An 18307-nucleotide genomic window follows, 5' to 3' on the forward strand; every position below is an offset into this window, starting at 1 on the left:
ATTAACAAGCGATCGATAGCAATTTAGTAATATGAGTTTTTGGATATTATCGGTGCGATCGTCAAACCCTTCGAGACCATAAATATGGGGCGGCAGGTTGCAGAAATACCCGATTTCCATATTAGTTTCATATTTTATTGTTTTAGTATAGAATAGTCTAGAAAACAATTAATCCCAGCAATTTGTAATTTGTTTTAGCTGATTAAACAATACTAAAACAGCCGATCCATCACAAATTTCTGAATTGTTGGGGTTGAGGAATGAAGAGCCGTAGTTACCCTACTACAGATCTGAGTAGTCGAAAAAATTAGTTAGGCAAGTTAATTGCAGAGGAAGATATGTCAACTTTAACTGTTTGGAAATTCAATACTCCTGATGGCGCAGATGGTGCTTTAACTAAACTTCAAGAATTACAAAAACAGCAGTTAATTCAAGTTTTGGATGCCGCAGTTGTTACTTGGCCCCAAGGACGGAAACGCCCTAAAACCTACCAAGCAATGAATACTGTAGGAGTAGGTGCGCTCGGAGGTGCTTTCTGGGGAATGCTGTTTGGTCTGCTCTTTTTTGTTCCTTTGTTAGGAATGGTCGTCGGTGCTACAGCAGGTGCAATTTCGGGCAAATTTACCGACTATGGCATAAATGATGATTTTATTAAGGAGCTACAAAACAAAGTTACAGAAGGAACATCGGCTCTATTCTTGTTAACAGGTCAGGTAACAATAGATAAAGTCGAAGCAGCTTTTACACCGGAAGAAAAAGGTGAATTGATTAAATCAAATTTATCGCTTGAGCAAGAAGCAAAATTGCGGGAAGACTTCGGCGCAGAAATCTAGAATTTAAGTTTAAGGGTTCTCTCGTAACTTTATAAAGTTACGAGAGAACTTTTCACACTTTTAGCAACTCAAAATTTAAAATTTTCCTCGTTTTTTAGTCAAACAATGAGTAAGAAAGATCAATTTGATGAGTTTTTGCCAGAATCGAAACAAGAAAATCTTTATATCGAAATTCCGGCTGAACAAAGACCTTTAGAACACAATAGAATTCCTTCAGGATATGAACCAATGGGGGAAATAGAACTTCGAGGTCGAGTTTTTAGAGGATTGGCTAGTGGACAAGTACATTGGTGGGTTCTGATTACAGGCTGGATTATTTTGGGAAGTTACACTTTATTAGTGTGCTATCTTGCAGTTACTTCATTTTTTTGGGCAGGTTTGATTTTTTTGGCGATCGCAGTAATCCCATTGCTAGTTTTGTGGAAAGGCACAACAGCTAAACTTTCTCGCCGGAAACGGAGAAAGCGGTAAAGAAAGTTTTGCAATCAATAATTTTAGAACTTATATCATGTCCGATCGATCGGACATGATATTAATCAATAAATCCTGCTTGAATTTTCCCCAATAACTCATAAAAAGGTTCCCAATTATCCTCTTGAGTAATCGGTTCCCAAACCGCTTCAATTTGCGGTCTAAGTAACACCGTTTTCGGATTCCAACGCTTCATTCTAACTTCAACTTCTTGGATTTCTGATTCAGGCAACTTCTGCAAAATTCGATGATACAAATTTCTCCAATTCGCCAAACTTTCCCGATTTTCCAAACCTGATAAAAAGTCCGGTTCGCTCAAAATCGAATTAACATCTTCGCGCCAACGACGAGAAAACAAATCAGTTATTTCCCAGAAAAAAGCATGATAACCAACCTGAGTATCTCCCAAAACCTGAATGGTTGATTTCAGCAACTCTTCCCCTTCAGGCATTTGTAGATTTTCTAAACCCAACTTTCGCCACATTAACTGTTGATAGTAATCCGTATAATATTCAGAAAACTTAGCTAATTCCGCTGCTAAATCTGCCTGGGAAATTACCGATCGCAAAGGCACTTGCAACATTTCCAAATTCAACTGACAAATTGCAGGTTGATAACCGTAACAATAACGCCCATAATAATCAAAATAAGCTGCTGTAAAAGTGGGATTATAAGTAGGAATAAAGGCATAAGGACCATAATCAAAACTTTCCCCAGTAATGGACATATTATCAGTATTTAAAACTGCATGGCAAAAACCAGCCGCCATCCATTGCGCCACTAATTCCGCAACTCTTCCTACTAATTCCCCATAAAACAAAACATAACGTTTCGATTCATCTTTGACAGATAACAAATGAGAATAATAAATTTCAATCACATGATCTAACAACTTTTTAATTAAGTCACTGCGCCCGATATAATGTAACCTTTCAAAAGTACCAAAACGGATATGAGAACGGTTAAATCTTACCATTACGGACGATCGAGTAGGTGAAGGTTCATCTCCACGCCACAAAGATTCCCCAGTTTCAATCATGCTTAAACAGCGGGAAGTTCTCACACCCATTTGATGCAAAGCTTCCGCAGCTAAAACCTCTCTCACTCCCCCTTTAAGTGTTAATCTCCCATCCCCACCACGCGAGTAAGGAGTTTTTCCCGATCCCTTAGTACCAAAATCATAAAGTTCCCCATCTATTCCCCGAACTTGTCCGTAAAGAAAACCTCTCCCATCTCCTAAAGCTGGGTTATATTCCCCGAATTGATAGCCATGATAACGCAAAGCTAAAAAAGGTCTAACCGCTTGAAATTGACCAAAAGCTTCAATAAAATCTTCGTCAAATACTTTTTCTGGATCTAATCCAATTAGGGGTAATAATTGATCGTTGCGAAATCGCAAAATATGTTGGGGAAATTCCGCTGCTGGAACGCGATCGTAGTAATCTTCTCCCAAGTTTTCTAATGCTGGTTCATATTTCAAATTTAAGAAAGGATTAGCACCATTCAATTCCATTTCATCTACCCCAATAAATTCTCAGACTCAAGTCCCTACACAAACTTAATAAAAAAGAGGCTACTGTGAAAATTAGCCTCCTCAGATTACCATCATAAGTTTACTATTACCGCTGCTCGTACTTATTAACGACGGTTTTGGTTTTGGTTTTGGTTTTGCTGAATTTGTGTTTCTAGCTTTTTCAGTTGTTCTGGAGTTAGAACGGATCTGATTTGTTGGTTAGAAGCTTGTACGATCGTCCCAATTTGAGTTTTTTGATCTTGAGAAAGATTCAATTTTTGCAGAACTGGGGCAGCATTTTGACCAGAACGCATTGCTTCAGCCAGCATATTGCGTTGATCTTGGGTTAACACCTGCTCAATTTTTTGTTGTCTATCAATCAGAATACTGCGAATTTTTTGGATTTGATCTTGACTCAAACCTAACAATTCTTCGACAGTTTGAGATTGATTGTTTGCTGGAGGAGTAGTATTTTGTCTCGGAGACTGTTGTGCCAGCGCAACTTGAGAACCCATAGTAGCGAGGGCTACAACGCTAGCAAATAAGGAAACCAGCTTGGCAGAAGAAAAAGCCATTCAAAAAATCCTAAAAAAAAAAGAACAACAATGTGGTTTGATGAAAGAAAGAAGTATCTATTCATCAACTTGGCTCACACGACGCAGATTTAGAATATCACTCATTTTTTTAATTTGAGTGAAGATGCGTTCTAATTGCTCATGATCGCGAATATCAATACCAAGGTCGATTACAGCTGGTCGGCCTTCGTAAGTCCTAACCTGAGCATTTCGGACATTGATATTATTATCTGTCAAGCGGGAAAGAATATCTTTAAGTACTCCTACCCGATCGAGCACTTCAATCTGAATGTTAACTGGATAAGTCTGAGGACGACCAGATTCCGTATCAACGGGATTCCAGCTAACGGGGACGAGACGATCGCCTGGTACACTATCCACATTCGGACAACCCTGCCTGTGAATAGAAATACCCCGACTACCTTTAGTCACCACACCAAGAATTGGTTCATCGGGAATGGGATTGCAACATTTAGCTAAATAATAAAGCAATCCCTCGATGCCCAAAATTGGGGAACAGGAACTATTATGACTCGACTTAGTACTATTGCTACTCGATACAGAACGTGACGTTGTGGTTACTGGAGAAGTTTCCTCTGGAGTTGATTCAACTGGTTGCAAGGCTTTCACAGACTCTCGCATCCGATTTACTACCAAGTTGAGGGTGATTTCACCGTAACCCAAAGCTGCCAGAAGATCGTCAACGCTGTGATAGTTACATCGTTCCGCAACTGACTGCATTTGATCGGATTTGATCACTGCTAAAAAACCATTTTTACCAAATTCCTTTTCTAACAGTTCTCTGCCTCTAGCCACATTTTCATCCCGATGCGATCGCTTGTACCATTGCCGAATTCGGTTCTTGGCACTAGTAGTTACTACAAAGTTTAACCAATCTAAACTCGGATGACTATTTTTCTGAGTAATAATATCCACGATATCGCCATTTTTCAATGCCGTATCTAACTGCACCATCCGACCGTTTACCTTCGCACCATAACAGTGATTTCCCACTTCTGTATGTATCCGATAAGCAAAATCTACAGTCGTCGCACCTTGCGGCAAAGAAATCACGTCCCCTTTAGGAGTAAATACGAAAACATCATCAAAACCTAAGTTATCTTTGACGTTTTCCAGGTATTCTTCCGCGTCTTTCAGTTCATTTTGCCATTCCAAAAGTTGGCGCAACCAAGTAAACTTTTCTTCATCAGCACTAACACGGCTACGGCTAGATTTACCAGTTTCCTTATATTTCCAGTGTGCTGCAATCCCGTACTCGGCAATGTGGTGCATTTCCAAAGTCCGAATCTGCACTTCTACAGGTCTGCCAATTGGCCCAACCACTACTGTATGTAACGATTGATAGCGGTTAGGTTTTGGCAAACCAATATAATCTTTAAATCGACCGGGAATCGGGGTAAAAGAATCATGAACCACAGCCAAAGAACGATAACATTCCTCGTTTGTCTCTACAATTAAGCGAATTGCCGCTAAATCATAAATTTCGTGGAATTCCTTTTGCTGTCGCTGCATTTTTTGGTAAATGCTGTAAAGATGTTTCGGACGACCACTAACATCTAATAACGTAATTCCGGCTTCGTCTAGTCCTTCTTTGAGAATATCTTGGACTTTACCCAGTCTAGCTTCTCGATCGGTTCTTTTTTCCGAGACTAATTCCTGAACTTCCCGATAAGATTCTGGTTCTAAATATTTAAAACATAAATCTTCTAATTCCCATTTAAATCTACCGATCCCCAGACGATTTGCCAAGGGAGCGAAGATTTCTCTGGTTTCAGTGGCAATGCGACGGCGTTTTTCATCTGGCAGGTGTTCCAAGGTTCGCATATTATGGAGGCGATCGGCTAACTTTACCACAATCACCCGAATATCCTTCGCCATCGCTACGAACATTCGCCGGATATTCTCCGCCTGTCGTTCTGTCTTACTAGAGAAGTTATGCGAAAACTTAGAAAGTTTCGTCACACCTTCTACTAGTCTGGCGACTTCTGCGCCAAAACGCTGTTCAATTTCTTCAACCGTAACCTCTGTATCTTCGACCACATCATGCAGAAAACCAGCTGCAATCATCGCACTACCGCCACCCAAGTCGCGCAACAAACCTGCGACAGCGACAGGATGACAAATATAGGGTTCTCCTGACTTGCGATACTGACCTTCATGAAGTTGGTAAGCGAATTCAAAAGCACGACAAATTAAGCCTGTATCAGTGGTAGTACAAGCTTCGGGGTTAGCACAATTAGCGGATAAACATTCCTGTAGCCAGTCAGGAATGACACAATTGATCGCGGGAGTTGGTGCGGCTGCGTTCATAATGTCGAACTTAAAACCTTAAGGATAAAAGTTTGCCACGAATCTGGTCGAATTAGCTAAATTAGCAATGTTGTCCGATCGAGTTTGACTGCCTTTCCCTTGGCGAAAATGACTTTCATCCAAGGTTCTACTTTAAGAATATTGTTAACTAAAGGAATCAGAACCACCCAAATCCTAAAGCTTGGCTTAAGCTATGACTCTATTCCTAAGAGATAACTGTCTGCATTTAGTAAAAACTTTCGTGATTATCTGATTGTATCCCAACGATTTACATAATGTTGCCAAATTCCTTGCGCGATCGCTATCAGAAATTTTTCCTAATCATAGAGCAATACCAAAATTTGCTCAATGATTACTCATCTATCTCACAATCACCAGAAAAACCACTTTCAAGAGCTACCAGCGCCGACAAACTCAAGCTCAAACAAGATTTCGCTCAATTACAAGCAGTTTTTACCCAAGAAATTGCTAATTTAACTTTGGATGAACTAGAGCCAGCTATCGCCTCTCGCCTCCAATCTTACCTCACCGAAATCAACAAGCAACTTCAACTAATGGCAATCGATCTCTCTTTTCTTCAAGCCTCTCGCCAATCAGCAACAGCACAAACCAAAATTACCCAAATCCACAAACGTCTGCAAACCTTAACAAATTACTGCCACTCAATTCTAGACTTGTAGGATATTTGAGTACGCAGTTGCGCTTCAGCGCCAAAGAAAGGCGCTGAAGCGCAACTACCTACCTTTTTAAAGCTACCTTTTTGAATGTGCCAGTTGCGAAAGTGTGCCATCCTCAAAACTGCTACAATTACTCGATTCCGGGAAAAACTTTTTTCCTCTCCCCAATCAACGTAGTAATATCAAAACTGGTTAAACATTATAGAAGAGTATCCCAGAGGATCGAAAAAATCGTGCAGTGCCCCAAAGATCAGCGTGTGACTTTAGTTAATGCTACTTTATCTAATAAGTTAGCCGTCAAACTTTGCCCAGATTGCCAAGGAAACTGGATTTCTGCCACTGACTACGAAGCATGGATAGCATCTCAATCGGAAAAAACCGCAGAACCAAAATTAATGGCTAAGTCTACTACTGAGATTAATTTTGTTCCTTCTCCCAATGATAACCGCGCCGCACTTTGTCCTGAATGCCAGCATTACTTAACTAGAGCAAAAGTTTTCTACAAAAGAGCTTTTTATGTCGAACGTTGTACTCACTGTGGCGGAATTTGGTGCGATAAAGGTGAATGGGAAGTTTTGGAAAAGCTAGGGTTACATACTAACATTGAACAACTATTTTCTCTAGAATGGCAATCACGAGTTCGCGAATTGGAATATTCCGAAAAAGAACGTCAAGCGACTACTGAAAAACTCGGTTCTGAAGTGGCAGCAATGGTTTTTGAATTAGCAGAAGTCTTAGAAAAACATCCGAATGGGGATTTTGGTGTAGCTTATTTAATGCGGCGATTTCATAAGTAATGTTATTGGTCATTAGATGATGGTGGGAACGACTAAAGTCATTACTACGAACTTATTATGATGATATCACAAAGGACGAATGACAAATGACAAATGACAAACCGATCTTTGCTGTAGAAAATTTGCGGGTAGCTTATCCTCAGTCTCTAGCAAATGCGGAAAATATTCAATGGGCTGTTGATGATGTTTCATTTACTTTAAAGCCTGGTGAACGTTTGGGATTAGTGGGAGAATCTGGTTGTGGTAAGTCTACTTTAGGACGCGCTGCAATGCGTTTGTTACCTGCATCAACGCGCATTGAAGGTAGAGTAATTTTTCGGGATCAATTAGTTTTCGATCTGTCACTTTCTGATTTGCGCCGCTTTCGAGGAGAAGCGGTAGCTTTAATTTTTCAAGATCCGATGACTCGTCTCGATCCCCTAATGACTATTGGCGAACATTGCATGGAAACTTTAAAGGCACATCAACCAGAATTATCTTCTCGTGAGGCGAAGTCAAGGGCAATTGCTACTTTGGAAGCGGTGAAGATTCCTGCTAGTAGATGGGCGCAATATCCTCATGAATTTAGTGGGGGAATGCGGCAAAGAGTGGCGATCGCACTCGCCCTATTACTCAACCCCAAATTAATTGTAGCAGATGAACCGACCACCAGTTTAGATGTTACTGTTTCGGCGCAAATTTTAGAGGAATTAACTCGGCTTTGTCGGGAAAGAGAAATGGCTTTATTGTTAATTTCTCATGACTTGGCGATGGTGGGGGAATATTGCGATCGCATGGCAGTAATGTACAATGGAAAAATAGTTGAAATTGGCAAAACTGAATCAATTATCGCTCGTCCTCAACATCAATATACACGGTCGCTCCTGCAAGCAGCATTACATTTACAAGCAGTCGATGAAAAGGAAGCCCAGGAACAAGAAAGCAGGAAAGCAGAGGAACAAACCAGAAAAACCCCCATTTTACAAGTTCAAGATTTAAAACAACATTATACTTTAGAAGCTGGTTTTATTGCCAAATTATTAGCACAAAAAAGTCAAACTATTAAAGCAGTTGATGGGATCGATTTAGAGCTTTATCCAGGGGAAATATTAGGATTAGTTGGCGAATCTGGTTGTGGAAAAAGTACCCTATCCCGGACAATCTTACAATTAATTAATCCTACATCAGGAAAAGTCGAATTTTTAGGCAAAGATTTAACCACTCTTGCTCGCGAATCAATGCGACTAACAAGAAGAGAAATTCAAATGATTTTTCAAGATCCCCATGCTTGTTTAAATCCCCGAATGACAGTGGGACAAAGTATTAGCGATCCCCTATTTATTCATAAATTAGCAAATCCCACAGAAGCAAAAACTCAAGTATTAGAAATGCTCAAAAGAGTGGGATTAACACCAGAAACAGAATACTATGAAAGATATCCTTCGGATTTATCAGGAGGACAACAACAACGGGTAGCGATCGCCAGGGCTTTAATTACTAGACCAAAATTGGTAATCTGTGATGAGCCAGTAAGTATGTTAGATGCTAGTGTGCAAACTCAAGTTTTAGAATTAATGTTAGAGTTAAAACGAGATTTTGATTTAACCTATTTATTTATTACTCATGACCTTTGGGTAGCGAGGTTTTTTTGCGATCGGATCGCCGTAATGAATAGCGGTAAAATAGTAGAAATAAACTCCACCCACCAACTCTTCACCCATCCCCAACACCCCTACACGCAAACATTACTCAACGCTGCCCCTTTGTTAGCTAAAAAATAAGGCAGAGGGGCAGAGGGGCAGAGGGGCAGGGGGGCAGAGGGGCAGAGGGGCAGAGGGGCAGGGGGGCAGAGGGGCAGGGGGGCAGAAGAGAATAAAGAAACTAATTTTGTTGGTTGTTTCCGCTTTGTGGTTTAGCTTTAACGACAGGATCATCAATTTCCGGGTTAATAACTTAATTGCATTAAACATCGATTAAAAGCGTAAACTTTCAAAACAAATAGGGTAGGCTATTTGCCCACCCTACTGTAAAATAATGGTAATAAAAGGTTATTTAACCCACTTCTTAGCGACTAATTCCGCCAAATCAACAACCCGTTGAGAATAACCCCACTCGTTGTCGTACCATGCAACTACTTTCACCATATCGCCATCCATAACCATAGTTAGGCTAGCATCAACGATCGAAGAAGCATCATGACCGCGGTAATCGCAAGAAACTAACTGTAAGTCGCTATATTCGAGAATACCCTTCAATGGCCCTTCCGCAGCTTCTTTGAGAGTTTGGTTAACTTCTTCGACAAAAGTCTTCTTCTCCACCATTACCACCAAGTCCACAACGGAAACATTGGGGGTGGGGACGCGCAAAGCGATACCATTAAGCTTACCCTTCAAATCTGGCAATACTAAAGCCACAGCCTTAGCAGCACCAGTAGAAGTAGGTACAATATTCATTGCTGCTGCTCTTGCCCGACGCACATCCCGGTGAGAAGCATCCAAAAGACGTTGATCCCCAGTGTAACTGTGGGTAGTAGTCATTGTACCCTTGATAATGCCAAAGTTCTCGTGAATTACCTTAGCCACTGGAGACAAGCAGTTAGTGGTACAGCTAGCATTGCTGATCACTACGTGCTTATCATGGTCATAATCATGATCGTTTACCCCAACCACAAAAGTGCCATCGTCACCTTTTCCTGGGGCAGTAATCAGAACCTTTTTCGCACCAGCATTTATATGTTTGGATGCTCCCTCTTTGCTGGTGAATACTCCAGTAGATTCAATTACTAGATCGATGTCCCAGTCTTTCCAGGGCAAGTTTTCTGGATTACGATCGGATGTACATTTAATCGTCTTGCCATTGACAATAATCGAATTATCATCGGCGCTGACATCCGCACCAAACGTTCCTAGCATCGTGTCATATTTCAGCAAGTGCGCGTTTGTTTTCGGATCGGAGGTGTCATTAATTGCGACTACCTCAAAATTACTAGTTTCTCTTTCTGCCCAGCAACGCAAGAAATTACGTCCGATGCGTCCAAAACCGTTGATCGCTACTCTTATCACTGCGTCTTGCCCTCTGTCTACTGTAATGATAAAACCCAAGTGCTGAACCACATCATATCGCAAAGGGTGTACCAATAAGAAGGCTATTAAGTCAATTGGGATCGGAGGAAATTTCTGTTAAATTGTTTTCTTTGTAAAGTTGCTGATTGAGAATGTAAGTTCTGACTGTTTCGGGAACTAGGTAACGGATAGATCGCTGCTGTTGACAGTATTGGCGAATTAAACTAGATGAGATGGCTATGGGTGGGACTGACAAAACTTGCCAACGAATAGCGATCGCTTCAGCAGTCAATTGCTCTACTACGGATAACCCAAGTAACTCTAGCTCAATGTTACTAGCTTCGGGACGAGGTGCAACTAACCAATCACACTTCGGAATCAATTCTTGGCGACCAAACCAACGTGGTAAAGTGGCGAAAGCATCTTGACCAACGATCCAATACCAGTGAGTTTCGGGATAAACTACTTGCAAGTTAATAAAAGTTTCTATGGCGTAAGAATATCCAGGGGAATTGTTTGTAATTGGAGAGAGGATAAAAGCTGGGTGATTAGCGATCGCCAGTTGCACCATTTGCCAACGGTAGGGAAAATCTAGTTGAGTAGAGAATTGTTTGTGGGGGGGACAGCGATCGATCGCCCAGATTACCCCATCCAGTTTTAACCGATCGACAGCAGTCTCAGCAATCAACAGATGTCCCCAGTGAATTGGATCGAACGTACCCCCGAAAATCGCCAATTTTTGCATCGCCAAACATCACTTTTTCACCTTTGTGCAGAGCCAACTTAACTCCACTGACCTCAATTATCTGAATACTCTAAAGAAAAATAACCAGCTACTAGACAACAGATTACAAAGAATCTCACAATCTAAGTATCTAAAAAGCTCAGTTTATGAAAAACTGTGCAATCTTAGCCTATAAATCATTCTTTAATCTGTATCCTGAAAAAATATTTCCTGCTATGATAACGCCTGTTATCTGTGGTGTGTGGTTTTATGTGGTGTGTAAGGAGCTACGATGCTGACTTCAGTAGATTTTAGTGGCAGACCATTTCACTTTATTGGAATTGGTGGAATTGGGATGTCTGCTCTTGCTTATGTGATCGCCCAGCGCAAATTACCCGTGTCTGGCTCAGATATTCGCTCTAGTCATATTACTAAGCGTTTACAAGCGATCGGCGCTCATATATTTGCCGAACAACAAGCAAGTAATTTAGAATTTTTTAATGCCAACCCTAACTCAGGTAGCAACGGCTCAAAAACTGTTAAATTGGGCGGATCGGCGAACAATGGCGCAGCTTCCAGAGCAGTAGCATTACCAGAGTCATTTTTACCCCAAGTAGTTTGTTCGACTGCAATTAATCCCGCCAATACCGAATATCGAGCCGCCTTAGATTTGGGTTGTCCAATTCTACATCGCTCCGATTTATTGGCAGCCTTAATTCAAGATTATTACAGCATTGCTGTGGCTGGTACTCATGGGAAAACCACTACCAGCAGTATGGTGGGATATTTACTGCTGGAAGCAGGTTTAGATCCGACAATTGTCGTTGGGGGAGAAGTAACAGCTTGGGACGGTAATGCACGTTTAGGGAAAGGCAAGTATTTAGTTGCCGAAGCTGATGAATCAGATGGTTCCTTGGTAAAACTGTCTTCGGAAATTGGCATTATCACCAATATTGAATTGGATCATCCAGATCATTATGAAAACTTAGCCGAGGTGATCGATACATTTCAAGTATTTGCGACTAGTTGTAAAACTACGATCGGCTGCATAGATTGCCCAACGGTCAAAGAACATCTAAAACCAGCAATTAGCTACAGCCTACAACCAGAAATAGGTGCAGATTACACCGTTGATTGTGTAGTTTACCGAGCCGAGGGAACCACTGCCCGGGTTTGGGAACGAGGCGAAATTCTGGGACAATTGAACTTGCAGTTGTTGGGAGAACATAATCTCAGCAATGCTTTAGCAGTAGTGGCATTAGGTCGTTACTTAGGTTTGGAATTTGCAGTGATTGCTGGTGCGCTAGCTACTTTTACAGGAGCCAGTCGGCGCTTTGAAAAACGTGGCGAAGTTAACGGCATTCGCTTCATCGATGACTACGCTCATCACCCCAGCGAAATTAACGTCACCCTAGCAGCAGCAAAAATTCAAGCTAATGGATTATTAAACTTTCCCCAAACAAGAGTCGTTGCAGTTTTCCAACCACACCGTTACAGTCGCACCCAAACCTTCTTAACTGAATTTGGTCAATGTTTCTCTAGTGCTGACTTGGTGGTAGTCACCGATATTTACAGTGCTGGTGAACCAAAACAAACTGACATTAGCGGTGAAAGAGTAGCCCAAGAAATTGCGGCTCACCATCCCCAGGTAGTTTACCAACCTTCCTTAAAGGCAGTACATCGCTTTCTGACGGAAAATCTCCAACCAGGCGATCTAGCAATCTTTTTAGGCGCAGGAAACCTGAATCAAATTATTCCCGAAGTAGTGGCCTTTTACGAACAAACTGCTCAAGGAATGCCTCAAGAATATCGCCTGAGAGCCTAAGCTTGAGCCACAAAATTTTTTCTTTGCCTTCCGGTATACAAGCATGGGTTAGGAGTTATGACTGTCTCAAAAGAACTCGTTAACGGCCTGAATGTCGCTAAATTCCAGGTTCAGCGGCACAAAACAGATAATATGAAAACTGAAAAAATTTGTTTGCCTGGTACGGAGTGTTTAGTAAAGTCCCACGTTTCTCTAGCTGGCTTTACTTCGTTTCGCGTCGGTGGGCCAGCAGAATGGTTAGTCGCCCCTAAGCATTTTTATGAATTAGAAGCTAGTTTTGAATGGGGATTAAATCACGATTTACCAATTACTATGTTAGGCGCTGGCTCGAATTTACTGGTTAGCGATCGCGGTTTGTCCGGTCTAGTCATCTGCACTCGCCACCTGCGCCACACTCATTTTGACCACGAAACCGGACAAGTCACCGCAGCAGCCGGAGAACCCTTAGTCCGTCTAGCTTGGAAAGCCGCCGAATTAGGCTGGTCAGGACTAGAATGGGCAGTGGGCATTCCCGGTACAGTGGGTGGTGCTGTAGTCATGAACGCTGGCGCTCACAACGGTTGTATGGCAGATATTTTGGTCGATGCTCATGTCCTCTCCGGCAACGGCTCTCTGGAAATTCTCCCCCCAGAAAAACTAGGATACAACTACCGCACCTCCATACTCCAAGGGGACAAACGCTTAGTAACTCAAGCTACCTTTCAATTGAAACCTGGTAACAACCCAGCTACAGTAATTGCTGCCACTGCTCAACACCTGAAACAGCGTCATAGTACCCAACCATATAATAAACCTAGCTGCGGTAGCGTATTCCGCAATCCCACTCCCCACAAAGCTGGTTGGTTGATCGAACAAACTGGCTTGAAAGGTTATCGCATTGGCGGTGCAACAGTTGCCGAACGTCATGCTAACTTTATTCTTAACTGTGGTGGAGCTACAGCCAACGATATCTTCCAATTGATTCACTATGTACAACAGCAAGTTGAGCGTCATTGGTCTTTATCGTTACAACCAGAAGTGAAAATTTTAGGTGAGTTTCAGCCTATATAGACTTCAGGCTTTGCTAACAGGTTCAATTTTAAGGCAGGAGATTTTAGTGAGGAAAGGGAATCAAGGAGAGATTTTTGCGCGAAAAGGGTGAAGGCGAAGGGGTAAAGCGATCGTTTTCCCTTTCCGGTTTTCCCGATAAACTTTCCTCGTCCTAATACTCCTAGCCTGTGCCAGAATGGGTTACGTATAAACGGATAAATTAGGTTATGTCACAGAAACAGGGATTCGGCTTTGGCTTGGGCAAAATGAAGGAATTGGCCGAAGCTTTTAAGAAAGCTCAACAGGTTCAAGAAGGCGCTAAAAGGCTGCAAGAAGAATTAGAGGTAATGGAAATTGAGGGAGAATCTGAGGATGGTTTAGTTAAGGTGGTTCTCAATGGTAATCAGGAACCACAGCGAGTGGAAATTGCCCCAGAAGCTCTGACTCAAGGTGCAGAGGCTCTGTCTGCGATCGTCACTGCGGCAATGAAAGATGCCTACAGCAAATCAACCGCTACCATGCGCGAACGCATGGAAGAGTTGACTAGCGGGCTCGATCTTCCCGGACTTTAAGAAGCAGGGGAGCAGGGGAGCAGGGGGGCAGGGGGGCAGGGGGGCAGAGGGGCAGAGGGGCAGGGGAGAATGCAAAACTCAGAACTTCCCCACTTTCTTGCTCACTCAAAACCAAAAACTCAACTCCCCCAGTCCCCAGTCCCCAGTCCCCAGTCCCCAGTCCCCAGTCCCCAGTCCCTATTTTTAGAGGCTGGGAGTTTTGCCTGTTTCCGCTTGGCTGGGTATTGTTTGAACGTCAGTGTAGCCCATATTTTCGGCGACTGTACGTAAAACGGAAATTTGTCCTTCAAAGTCGAGTTTTTCGACTTGTGCTAAAGCGTCATTAATCGCTTGCGTTGCTTGGTAATTCTCTGGTAAATCTACCACTGTGTCGCCCATTGCTTGCGCCCAAGCAAACCAAACCATTAGCTGATTGTTTTGTTTTAAAGCACCGTAAGCATGGGAATATTCTGTGTTTTCCCGATTCACAATTTCGCGCATAATTGCTAATTGGCGATCGTCCGATAATTCATAAAAATCCCCTAAAAGTTTCGGTGCTAATTCTGGATCGGTTGCAGTGGGGGCTGCTGGGGTAATTGATTCGCCCATTTTCTCATAAACAAAATAGAGTAGGGCTAACTTTTCGTCTGTGTTTAGCGCATTAAAAGCATCAACAACTTTTAGAGTTTCTTTTGATAACGCTTGAGACTTGATGGTGTTTTGATTTAAAACCATAGTTTTCCTTCCCATAAATTCGAGTAGTTCAAATTCAAGGAATAACAAGCTTTTTGGGAGAAAATCCCCTGGCTATAGGTAGAGTTTTAGACATATTTAGAGAGCGAATAATTTTCTCTCAAAAGGTGGATTTGGAATCTATCGCAAGAGAGTCAGAATAACAAGGATAGCTCTTTTATGCTTGGTGAGTAAGTCTAAAAAACAGGAAAAGCAAAATATTATGTCTGAAAAAGTGAATCCTCAATCTAACCAAGCACCTACTCATGATGCTCAATTAGCTGCGGAAAATATGGCGAAAGGTAATGAGCAAACACCTGCTGTAGATACCGAAGCTGACTATGAAGCATCGAAGGCTTTTAGTGTTAGTGAAATCGATCGCACTGGCGAAGGTGCTCAAGCAGCAGCAAAGGCGACAGCACCCAATTTGGAAGTACCAAAACCCCAAGAAAGTGCGCCTAAAGCAGAAGCGACAGGCAACCCAGATGATTATTTAGATATGGCTAGAGACGTTCATCCTGCCGATCGAGAAGCGAAAAATGTTGATGATGAAATAGTGCAGAAAGCTATGAAAAAAGGCGAAGCTGCTAAGTAATATTCTAGAGTTTGTAGTAGCGACTTTAGTCGTACATTTTCGGGATAACGCACTAAAGTGCTGACAACGAACTTTTAGTTATTGGTGTATTTGTAGCGGTGGAAATAGTAAATATAAGCTCAACCAAATTAACTGGTTGAGCATTAACTTTTAAAGGACTTTTGAGCGTATCCCGGCGATCGGCAAACATAGCAGCTTTGTGGAATTAGAAACATAAGCTCTTTGCCGGAAAACATCGTAGTTATTCCGTTCGATCGCATTTAGGATTCTTTGATACAGCATCAAAGCTGCCCAAATAGGCCAACGGGAGTCAGAACTGAGGGCGCGAATGCCCTTTTCTGCTAATACGAAATACTTGCGTGCCCGTTGAATTTGGAAACGCATTAATTCGCGCCACCGATCGTCAACTACGCCGTTAAATAGATCGGCTTCGGTGTAATTAAACAAAGCCAATTCTTCTAAAGGTAGGTAGATGCGTCCCCGACGGGCATCTTCTCCGACATCGCGGAGAATGTTAGTTAATTGGTTGGCTATTCCTAATGCGATCGCTTCTTCTGTAGGAATATAAACTTCTCGATCTTTGTTCCAAGGGGCAGTGTAAATAGTCTTATCAACACCGATGACAGCAGTAGACATTAACCCAACTGTACCAGCGACCCGATAACAGTAGAGGTTGAGTTCTTCAAAAGTCTCGTATCGACTGCGGTATAAGTCCATTCGTTGACCTGCAATCATATCCCGGAATGGTTCAATGTCCATCGGGTAACGTTGCAGGGTATCAACTAAAGCGACATCTTGATCGTCTTGGGGAATGCCAGCAAAGACAGATTCTAGCTGTTGTTCCCAGCGATCGAGAGTTTCGTCGGTGGTGTTGACTGATTGGGGGCCATCTACGAGTTCATCTGTCCGACGGCACCAAGCGTAAATAGCCCAAATTGCCCGACGCTTGGCCTCCGGCATTAGTAATGCGCCTAAATAAAACGTCTTGGCGTATTTAGCTGTAATTTGACGACAGAGTTCGTAGGATTGCTCCAAAGAGGCCAGCGTTCTCATGCGAGGGTAATTAGACAGTTGCAGCATTGGTCGCAGGCTGGGAGGTGATTGGGGTTGTGTTTACCTTTTTTGCTGTTTGCGGGTGTGCTTCAGCGATCGCCTGCGCTGTCAGCTTACCAGAAAGTACGGCACCTTCCATACTGCCTAAATAACGTTGCATGGTGTAACTACCTGCAAGATAAAAATTACTAATAGGAGTAGTTTGGGTAGGACGGTGTTGTTGACGACCTGGAATTGCCTTGTAGACTGAGCGAGGCGTTTTTACAATGTGATATTTCAGCAATTTGGCTGGCTTATCACTATCAAAGTGGTGCGGGAAGAGTTTTTTCAACTCTGCCATTGTCGCTGCCACAATGTCTGCTTCGGAGCGATCGATCCAATCTTTCGCGGGTGCTAAAACTAGTTCTAGCATCGAGCGATCGGGATTGGCGTATTCCCGGCAGGTGTTACTCATGTCGGCGTAGACGCTGAGTAAGTCGGAACGGGAGAATAGCAGTTGATCGATGTCTGTGAGTTTGCGATCGAACCACAAATGTAAATTAATTACAGGCACACCTTCCAAACCTTCCAGCTTTTGGAAAAATTCCATTTGCTGCCAAGGTTTAGGCAACATCACTTTTACCACATCCACCGACATCGCGGAAACATAAACATCTGCCGTCAAAATCTCATCGGGTGCGCCGTTGAGTCCGCGAATCACAAAATGTTTAACTGTGCCATCTTCGTTGAGGACAATTTCCTTAAGCGGCGAGTTAATCCGAACTTCGCCCCCACGTTGGGTAATATAGTCCGCTAAAGGCTGACACATCCGTTCGGTAGGAGATCCATCCAAAAAGGCGATTTTCGAGCCGTAACGCTCTTGCAGGAAGCGATTAAGCGCCGTTAATGGAATAGTTGCGGATACTTCATCAGGATTAATGAAGGTGAGAGCTTTGGAAGCCGCGATAAAGATATCAGTGTTTACTTTTTCGTCAACACCTTGTCTTCTCAGCCATTCCAAAAGCGAGTATTTGTCCATTTCCTCGACGTACTTTTGTCCCCGAACTACAGCCGGAAGTAGTCCAATGGCAAAGCGAATTTTCTGCTCCCAAGTCAGCATATCCTTGTTCCGCAAAATCGACAAAATTACGTTGATTGGTGCGGGGATATCGGGAACATCAAAACGGGAATATGTTCCAGGTTTTTCTGGTTGGTTGAAAATTAGTGTATGTTCTTTCCACTGGAGCCGATCTTCGATGTCCAATTCCTTGAACAGTTGAAGCATATTGGGATAGGCTCCAAAGAAAGCGTGTAATCCAGTTTCGTACCAGTCGCCGTCTTTGTCTTTCCATGCAGCCACTAATCCTCCTAGTACGTCTCGGCTTTCTAGGACGATCGGGGTGTGACCGACATCTGTGAGATATTTAGCGCAGGAAAGTCCTGCTAGACCTGCTCCAGCGATCGCAACTCGCATTGATATGGTTTTACCCTTAATTTTGCTTGCGTCTTTATCGCTCTCATTATACTTTACAGTCCGTTACATTTTGCAAAAAATGTCAGAATTGGGGATTGGGGACTGGG

The 18307-nt window shown here is 42.6% G+C and carries 17 protein-coding genes; 9 read left to right on the plus strand and 8 right to left on the minus strand.

The annotated features are described in order from the left end of the window. Positions 1–338: 338 nt before the first annotated feature. Together ACE1B6_RS24835 and ACE1B6_RS24840 are read left to right on the plus strand one after the other, a co-directional pair. Positions 339–833 (plus strand): DUF1269 domain-containing protein, encoded by a 495-nt coding sequence (locus ACE1B6_RS24835; RefSeq protein WP_413259967.1) that lies wholly within the window; start codon positions 339–341, stop codon positions 831–833. 105 nt (positions 834–938) lie between these two features. Then, positions 939–1304, plus strand: a complete 366-nt coding sequence (locus ACE1B6_RS24840) for a hypothetical protein (RefSeq protein ID WP_413259968.1) — start codon at positions 939–941, stop codon at positions 1302–1304. A 61-nt stretch (positions 1305–1365) separates the two neighbouring features. On the opposite strand, the gene ACE1B6_RS24845 is transcribed toward ACE1B6_RS24840, so the two are convergent. The 3 genes from ACE1B6_RS24845 to ACE1B6_RS24855 all read right to left on the minus strand — a co-directional run bounded on the left by ACE1B6_RS24845 (position 1366) and on the right by ACE1B6_RS24855 (position 5723). Further along, entirely contained in the window at positions 1366–2817 is a 1452-nt protein-coding gene (locus ACE1B6_RS24845) for a protein adenylyltransferase SelO (protein WP_413259969.1), read from the minus strand. Between the two features lie 125 nt (positions 2818–2942). Beyond that, positions 2943–3392, minus strand: coding sequence for a hypothetical protein (locus ACE1B6_RS24850; protein WP_413259970.1), 450 nt, complete (start codon positions 3390–3392; stop codon positions 2943–2945). A gap of 57 nt (positions 3393–3449) precedes the next feature. Further along, a complete protein-coding gene (locus tag ACE1B6_RS24855) occupies positions 3450–5723 on the minus strand; it encodes a RelA/SpoT family protein (protein ID WP_413259971.1) in 2274 nt (757 codons plus the stop codon). 275 nt (positions 5724–5998) lie between these two features. Here ACE1B6_RS24855 and patD point away from each other — a divergent pair, with 275 nt between their 5' ends. The 3 genes from patD (at position 5999) to ACE1B6_RS24870 (ending at position 8957) form a co-directional block, all read left to right on the plus strand. Further along, on the plus strand, positions 5999–6403 hold the full coding sequence (patD, locus tag ACE1B6_RS24860) for a heterocyst frequency control protein PatD (RefSeq protein WP_413259972.1): 405 nt from the start codon (positions 5999–6001) through the stop codon (positions 6401–6403). 230 nt (positions 6404–6633) lie between these two features. Further along, on the plus strand, positions 6634–7197 hold the full coding sequence (locus ACE1B6_RS24865) for a zf-TFIIB domain-containing protein (RefSeq protein WP_413259973.1): 564 nt from the start codon (positions 6634–6636) through the stop codon (positions 7195–7197). Positions 7198–7283: 86 nt separating this feature from the next. After that, complete coding sequence (locus ACE1B6_RS24870; RefSeq protein ID WP_413259974.1) at positions 7284–8957, plus strand: dipeptide ABC transporter ATP-binding protein; 1674 nt, start codon at positions 7284–7286, stop codon at positions 8955–8957. 267 nt (positions 8958–9224) lie between these two features. Here ACE1B6_RS24870 and ACE1B6_RS24875 read toward each other — a convergent pair whose 3' ends face one another. Together ACE1B6_RS24875 and nadD are read right to left on the minus strand one after the other, a co-directional pair. Continuing rightward, positions 9225–10238: a type I glyceraldehyde-3-phosphate dehydrogenase gene (locus ACE1B6_RS24875; protein ID WP_413260042.1), complete on the minus strand. Its 1014-nt coding sequence runs from the start codon at positions 10236–10238 to the stop codon at positions 9225–9227. A 91-nt stretch (positions 10239–10329) separates the two neighbouring features. Then, a complete protein-coding gene (nadD, locus tag ACE1B6_RS24880) occupies positions 10330–10983 on the minus strand; it encodes a nicotinate (nicotinamide) nucleotide adenylyltransferase (RefSeq protein ID WP_413259975.1) in 654 nt (217 codons plus the stop codon). A 271-nt stretch (positions 10984–11254) separates the two neighbouring features. Here nadD and murC point away from each other — a divergent pair, with 271 nt between their 5' ends. The 3 genes from murC to ACE1B6_RS24895 all read left to right on the plus strand — a co-directional run bounded on the left by murC (position 11255) and on the right by ACE1B6_RS24895 (position 14388). Next, positions 11255–12787, plus strand: coding sequence for a UDP-N-acetylmuramate--L-alanine ligase (gene murC / locus ACE1B6_RS24885; RefSeq protein WP_413259976.1), 1533 nt, complete (start codon positions 11255–11257; stop codon positions 12785–12787). 57 nt (positions 12788–12844) lie between these two features. Further along, positions 12845–13837 (plus strand): UDP-N-acetylmuramate dehydrogenase, encoded by a 993-nt coding sequence (gene murB, locus ACE1B6_RS24890; RefSeq protein ID WP_459563096.1) that lies wholly within the window; start codon positions 12845–12847, stop codon positions 13835–13837. A 206-nt stretch (positions 13838–14043) separates the two neighbouring features. Further along, positions 14044–14388, plus strand: a complete 345-nt coding sequence (locus ACE1B6_RS24895; RefSeq protein ID WP_413259978.1) for a YbaB/EbfC family nucleoid-associated protein — start codon at positions 14044–14046, stop codon at positions 14386–14388. Positions 14389–14571: 183 nt separating this feature from the next. Here the strand turns inward: ACE1B6_RS24895 and ACE1B6_RS24900 are convergent, their stop codons facing one another. Next, complete coding sequence (locus ACE1B6_RS24900; RefSeq protein ID WP_413259979.1) at positions 14572–15102, minus strand: orange carotenoid protein N-terminal domain-containing protein; 531 nt, start codon at positions 15100–15102, stop codon at positions 14572–14574. 220 nt (positions 15103–15322) lie between these two features. On the opposite strand from ACE1B6_RS24900, the gene ACE1B6_RS24905 reads away from it, so the two are divergent. Further along, on the plus strand, positions 15323–15694 hold the full coding sequence (locus ACE1B6_RS24905) for a hypothetical protein (protein WP_413259980.1): 372 nt from the start codon (positions 15323–15325) through the stop codon (positions 15692–15694). Between the two features lie 150 nt (positions 15695–15844). On the opposite strand, the gene crtB is transcribed toward ACE1B6_RS24905, so the two are convergent. Both crtB and pds read right to left on the minus strand, forming a co-directional pair. Next, positions 15845–16774, minus strand: coding sequence for a 15-cis-phytoene synthase CrtB (gene crtB / locus ACE1B6_RS24910; protein ID WP_413259981.1), 930 nt, complete (start codon positions 16772–16774; stop codon positions 15845–15847). Next, complete coding sequence (pds, locus tag ACE1B6_RS24915; protein ID WP_413259982.1) at positions 16758–18200, minus strand: 15-cis-phytoene desaturase; 1443 nt, start codon at positions 18198–18200, stop codon at positions 16758–16760. The genes crtB and pds overlap by 17 nt, the downstream gene beginning before the upstream one ends. Positions 18201–18307 lie beyond the last annotated feature (107 nt).

The sequence above is a fragment of the Floridaenema fluviatile BLCC-F154 genome, assembly GCF_041929135.1.
Lineage (GTDB): Bacteria > Cyanobacteriota > Cyanobacteriia > Cyanobacteriales > Aerosakkonemataceae > Floridanema > Floridanema fluviatile.

Bases quoted from the DNA above. Each gene is read 5' to 3' on its own strand.
- ACE1B6_RS24895 (WP_413259978.1), top strand. From the start codon at position 14,044: ATGTCACAGAAACAGGGATTCGGCTTTGGCTTGGGCAAAATGAAGGAA.
- murC (WP_413259976.1), top strand. From the start codon at position 11,255: ATGCTGACTTCAGTAGATTTTAGTGGCAGACCATTTCACTTTATTGGA.
- pds (WP_413259982.1), bottom strand. From the start codon at position 18,200: ATGCGAGTTGCGATCGCTGGAGCAGGTCTAGCAGGACTTTCCTGCGCT.
- ACE1B6_RS24900 (WP_413259979.1), bottom strand. From the start codon at position 15,102: ATGGTTTTAAATCAAAACACCATCAAGTCTCAAGCGTTATCAAAAGAA.
- crtB (WP_413259981.1), bottom strand. From the start codon at position 16,774: ATGCTGCAACTGTCTAATTACCCTCGCATGAGAACGCTGGCCTCTTTG.
- ACE1B6_RS24855 (WP_413259971.1), bottom strand. From the start codon at position 5,723: ATGAACGCAGCCGCACCAACTCCCGCGATCAATTGTGTCATTCCTGAC.
- ACE1B6_RS24845 (WP_413259969.1), bottom strand. From the start codon at position 2,817: ATGGAATTGAATGGTGCTAATCCTTTCTTAAATTTGAAATATGAACCA.
- nadD (WP_413259975.1), bottom strand. From the start codon at position 10,983: ATGCAAAAATTGGCGATTTTCGGGGGTACGTTCGATCCAATTCACTGG.
- ACE1B6_RS24870 (WP_413259974.1), top strand. From the start codon at position 7,284: ATGACAAATGACAAACCGATCTTTGCTGTAGAAAATTTGCGGGTAGCT.
- ACE1B6_RS24850 (WP_413259970.1), bottom strand. From the start codon at position 3,392: ATGGCTTTTTCTTCTGCCAAGCTGGTTTCCTTATTTGCTAGCGTTGTA.
- ACE1B6_RS24835 (WP_413259967.1), top strand. From the start codon at position 339: ATGTCAACTTTAACTGTTTGGAAATTCAATACTCCTGATGGCGCAGAT.
- murB (WP_459563096.1), top strand. From the start codon at position 12,845: ATGACTGTCTCAAAAGAACTCGTTAACGGCCTGAATGTCGCTAAATTC.
- ACE1B6_RS24905 (WP_413259980.1), top strand. From the start codon at position 15,323: ATGTCTGAAAAAGTGAATCCTCAATCTAACCAAGCACCTACTCATGAT.
- patD (WP_413259972.1), top strand. From the start codon at position 5,999: ATGTTGCCAAATTCCTTGCGCGATCGCTATCAGAAATTTTTCCTAATC.
- ACE1B6_RS24840 (WP_413259968.1), top strand. From the start codon at position 939: ATGAGTAAGAAAGATCAATTTGATGAGTTTTTGCCAGAATCGAAACAA.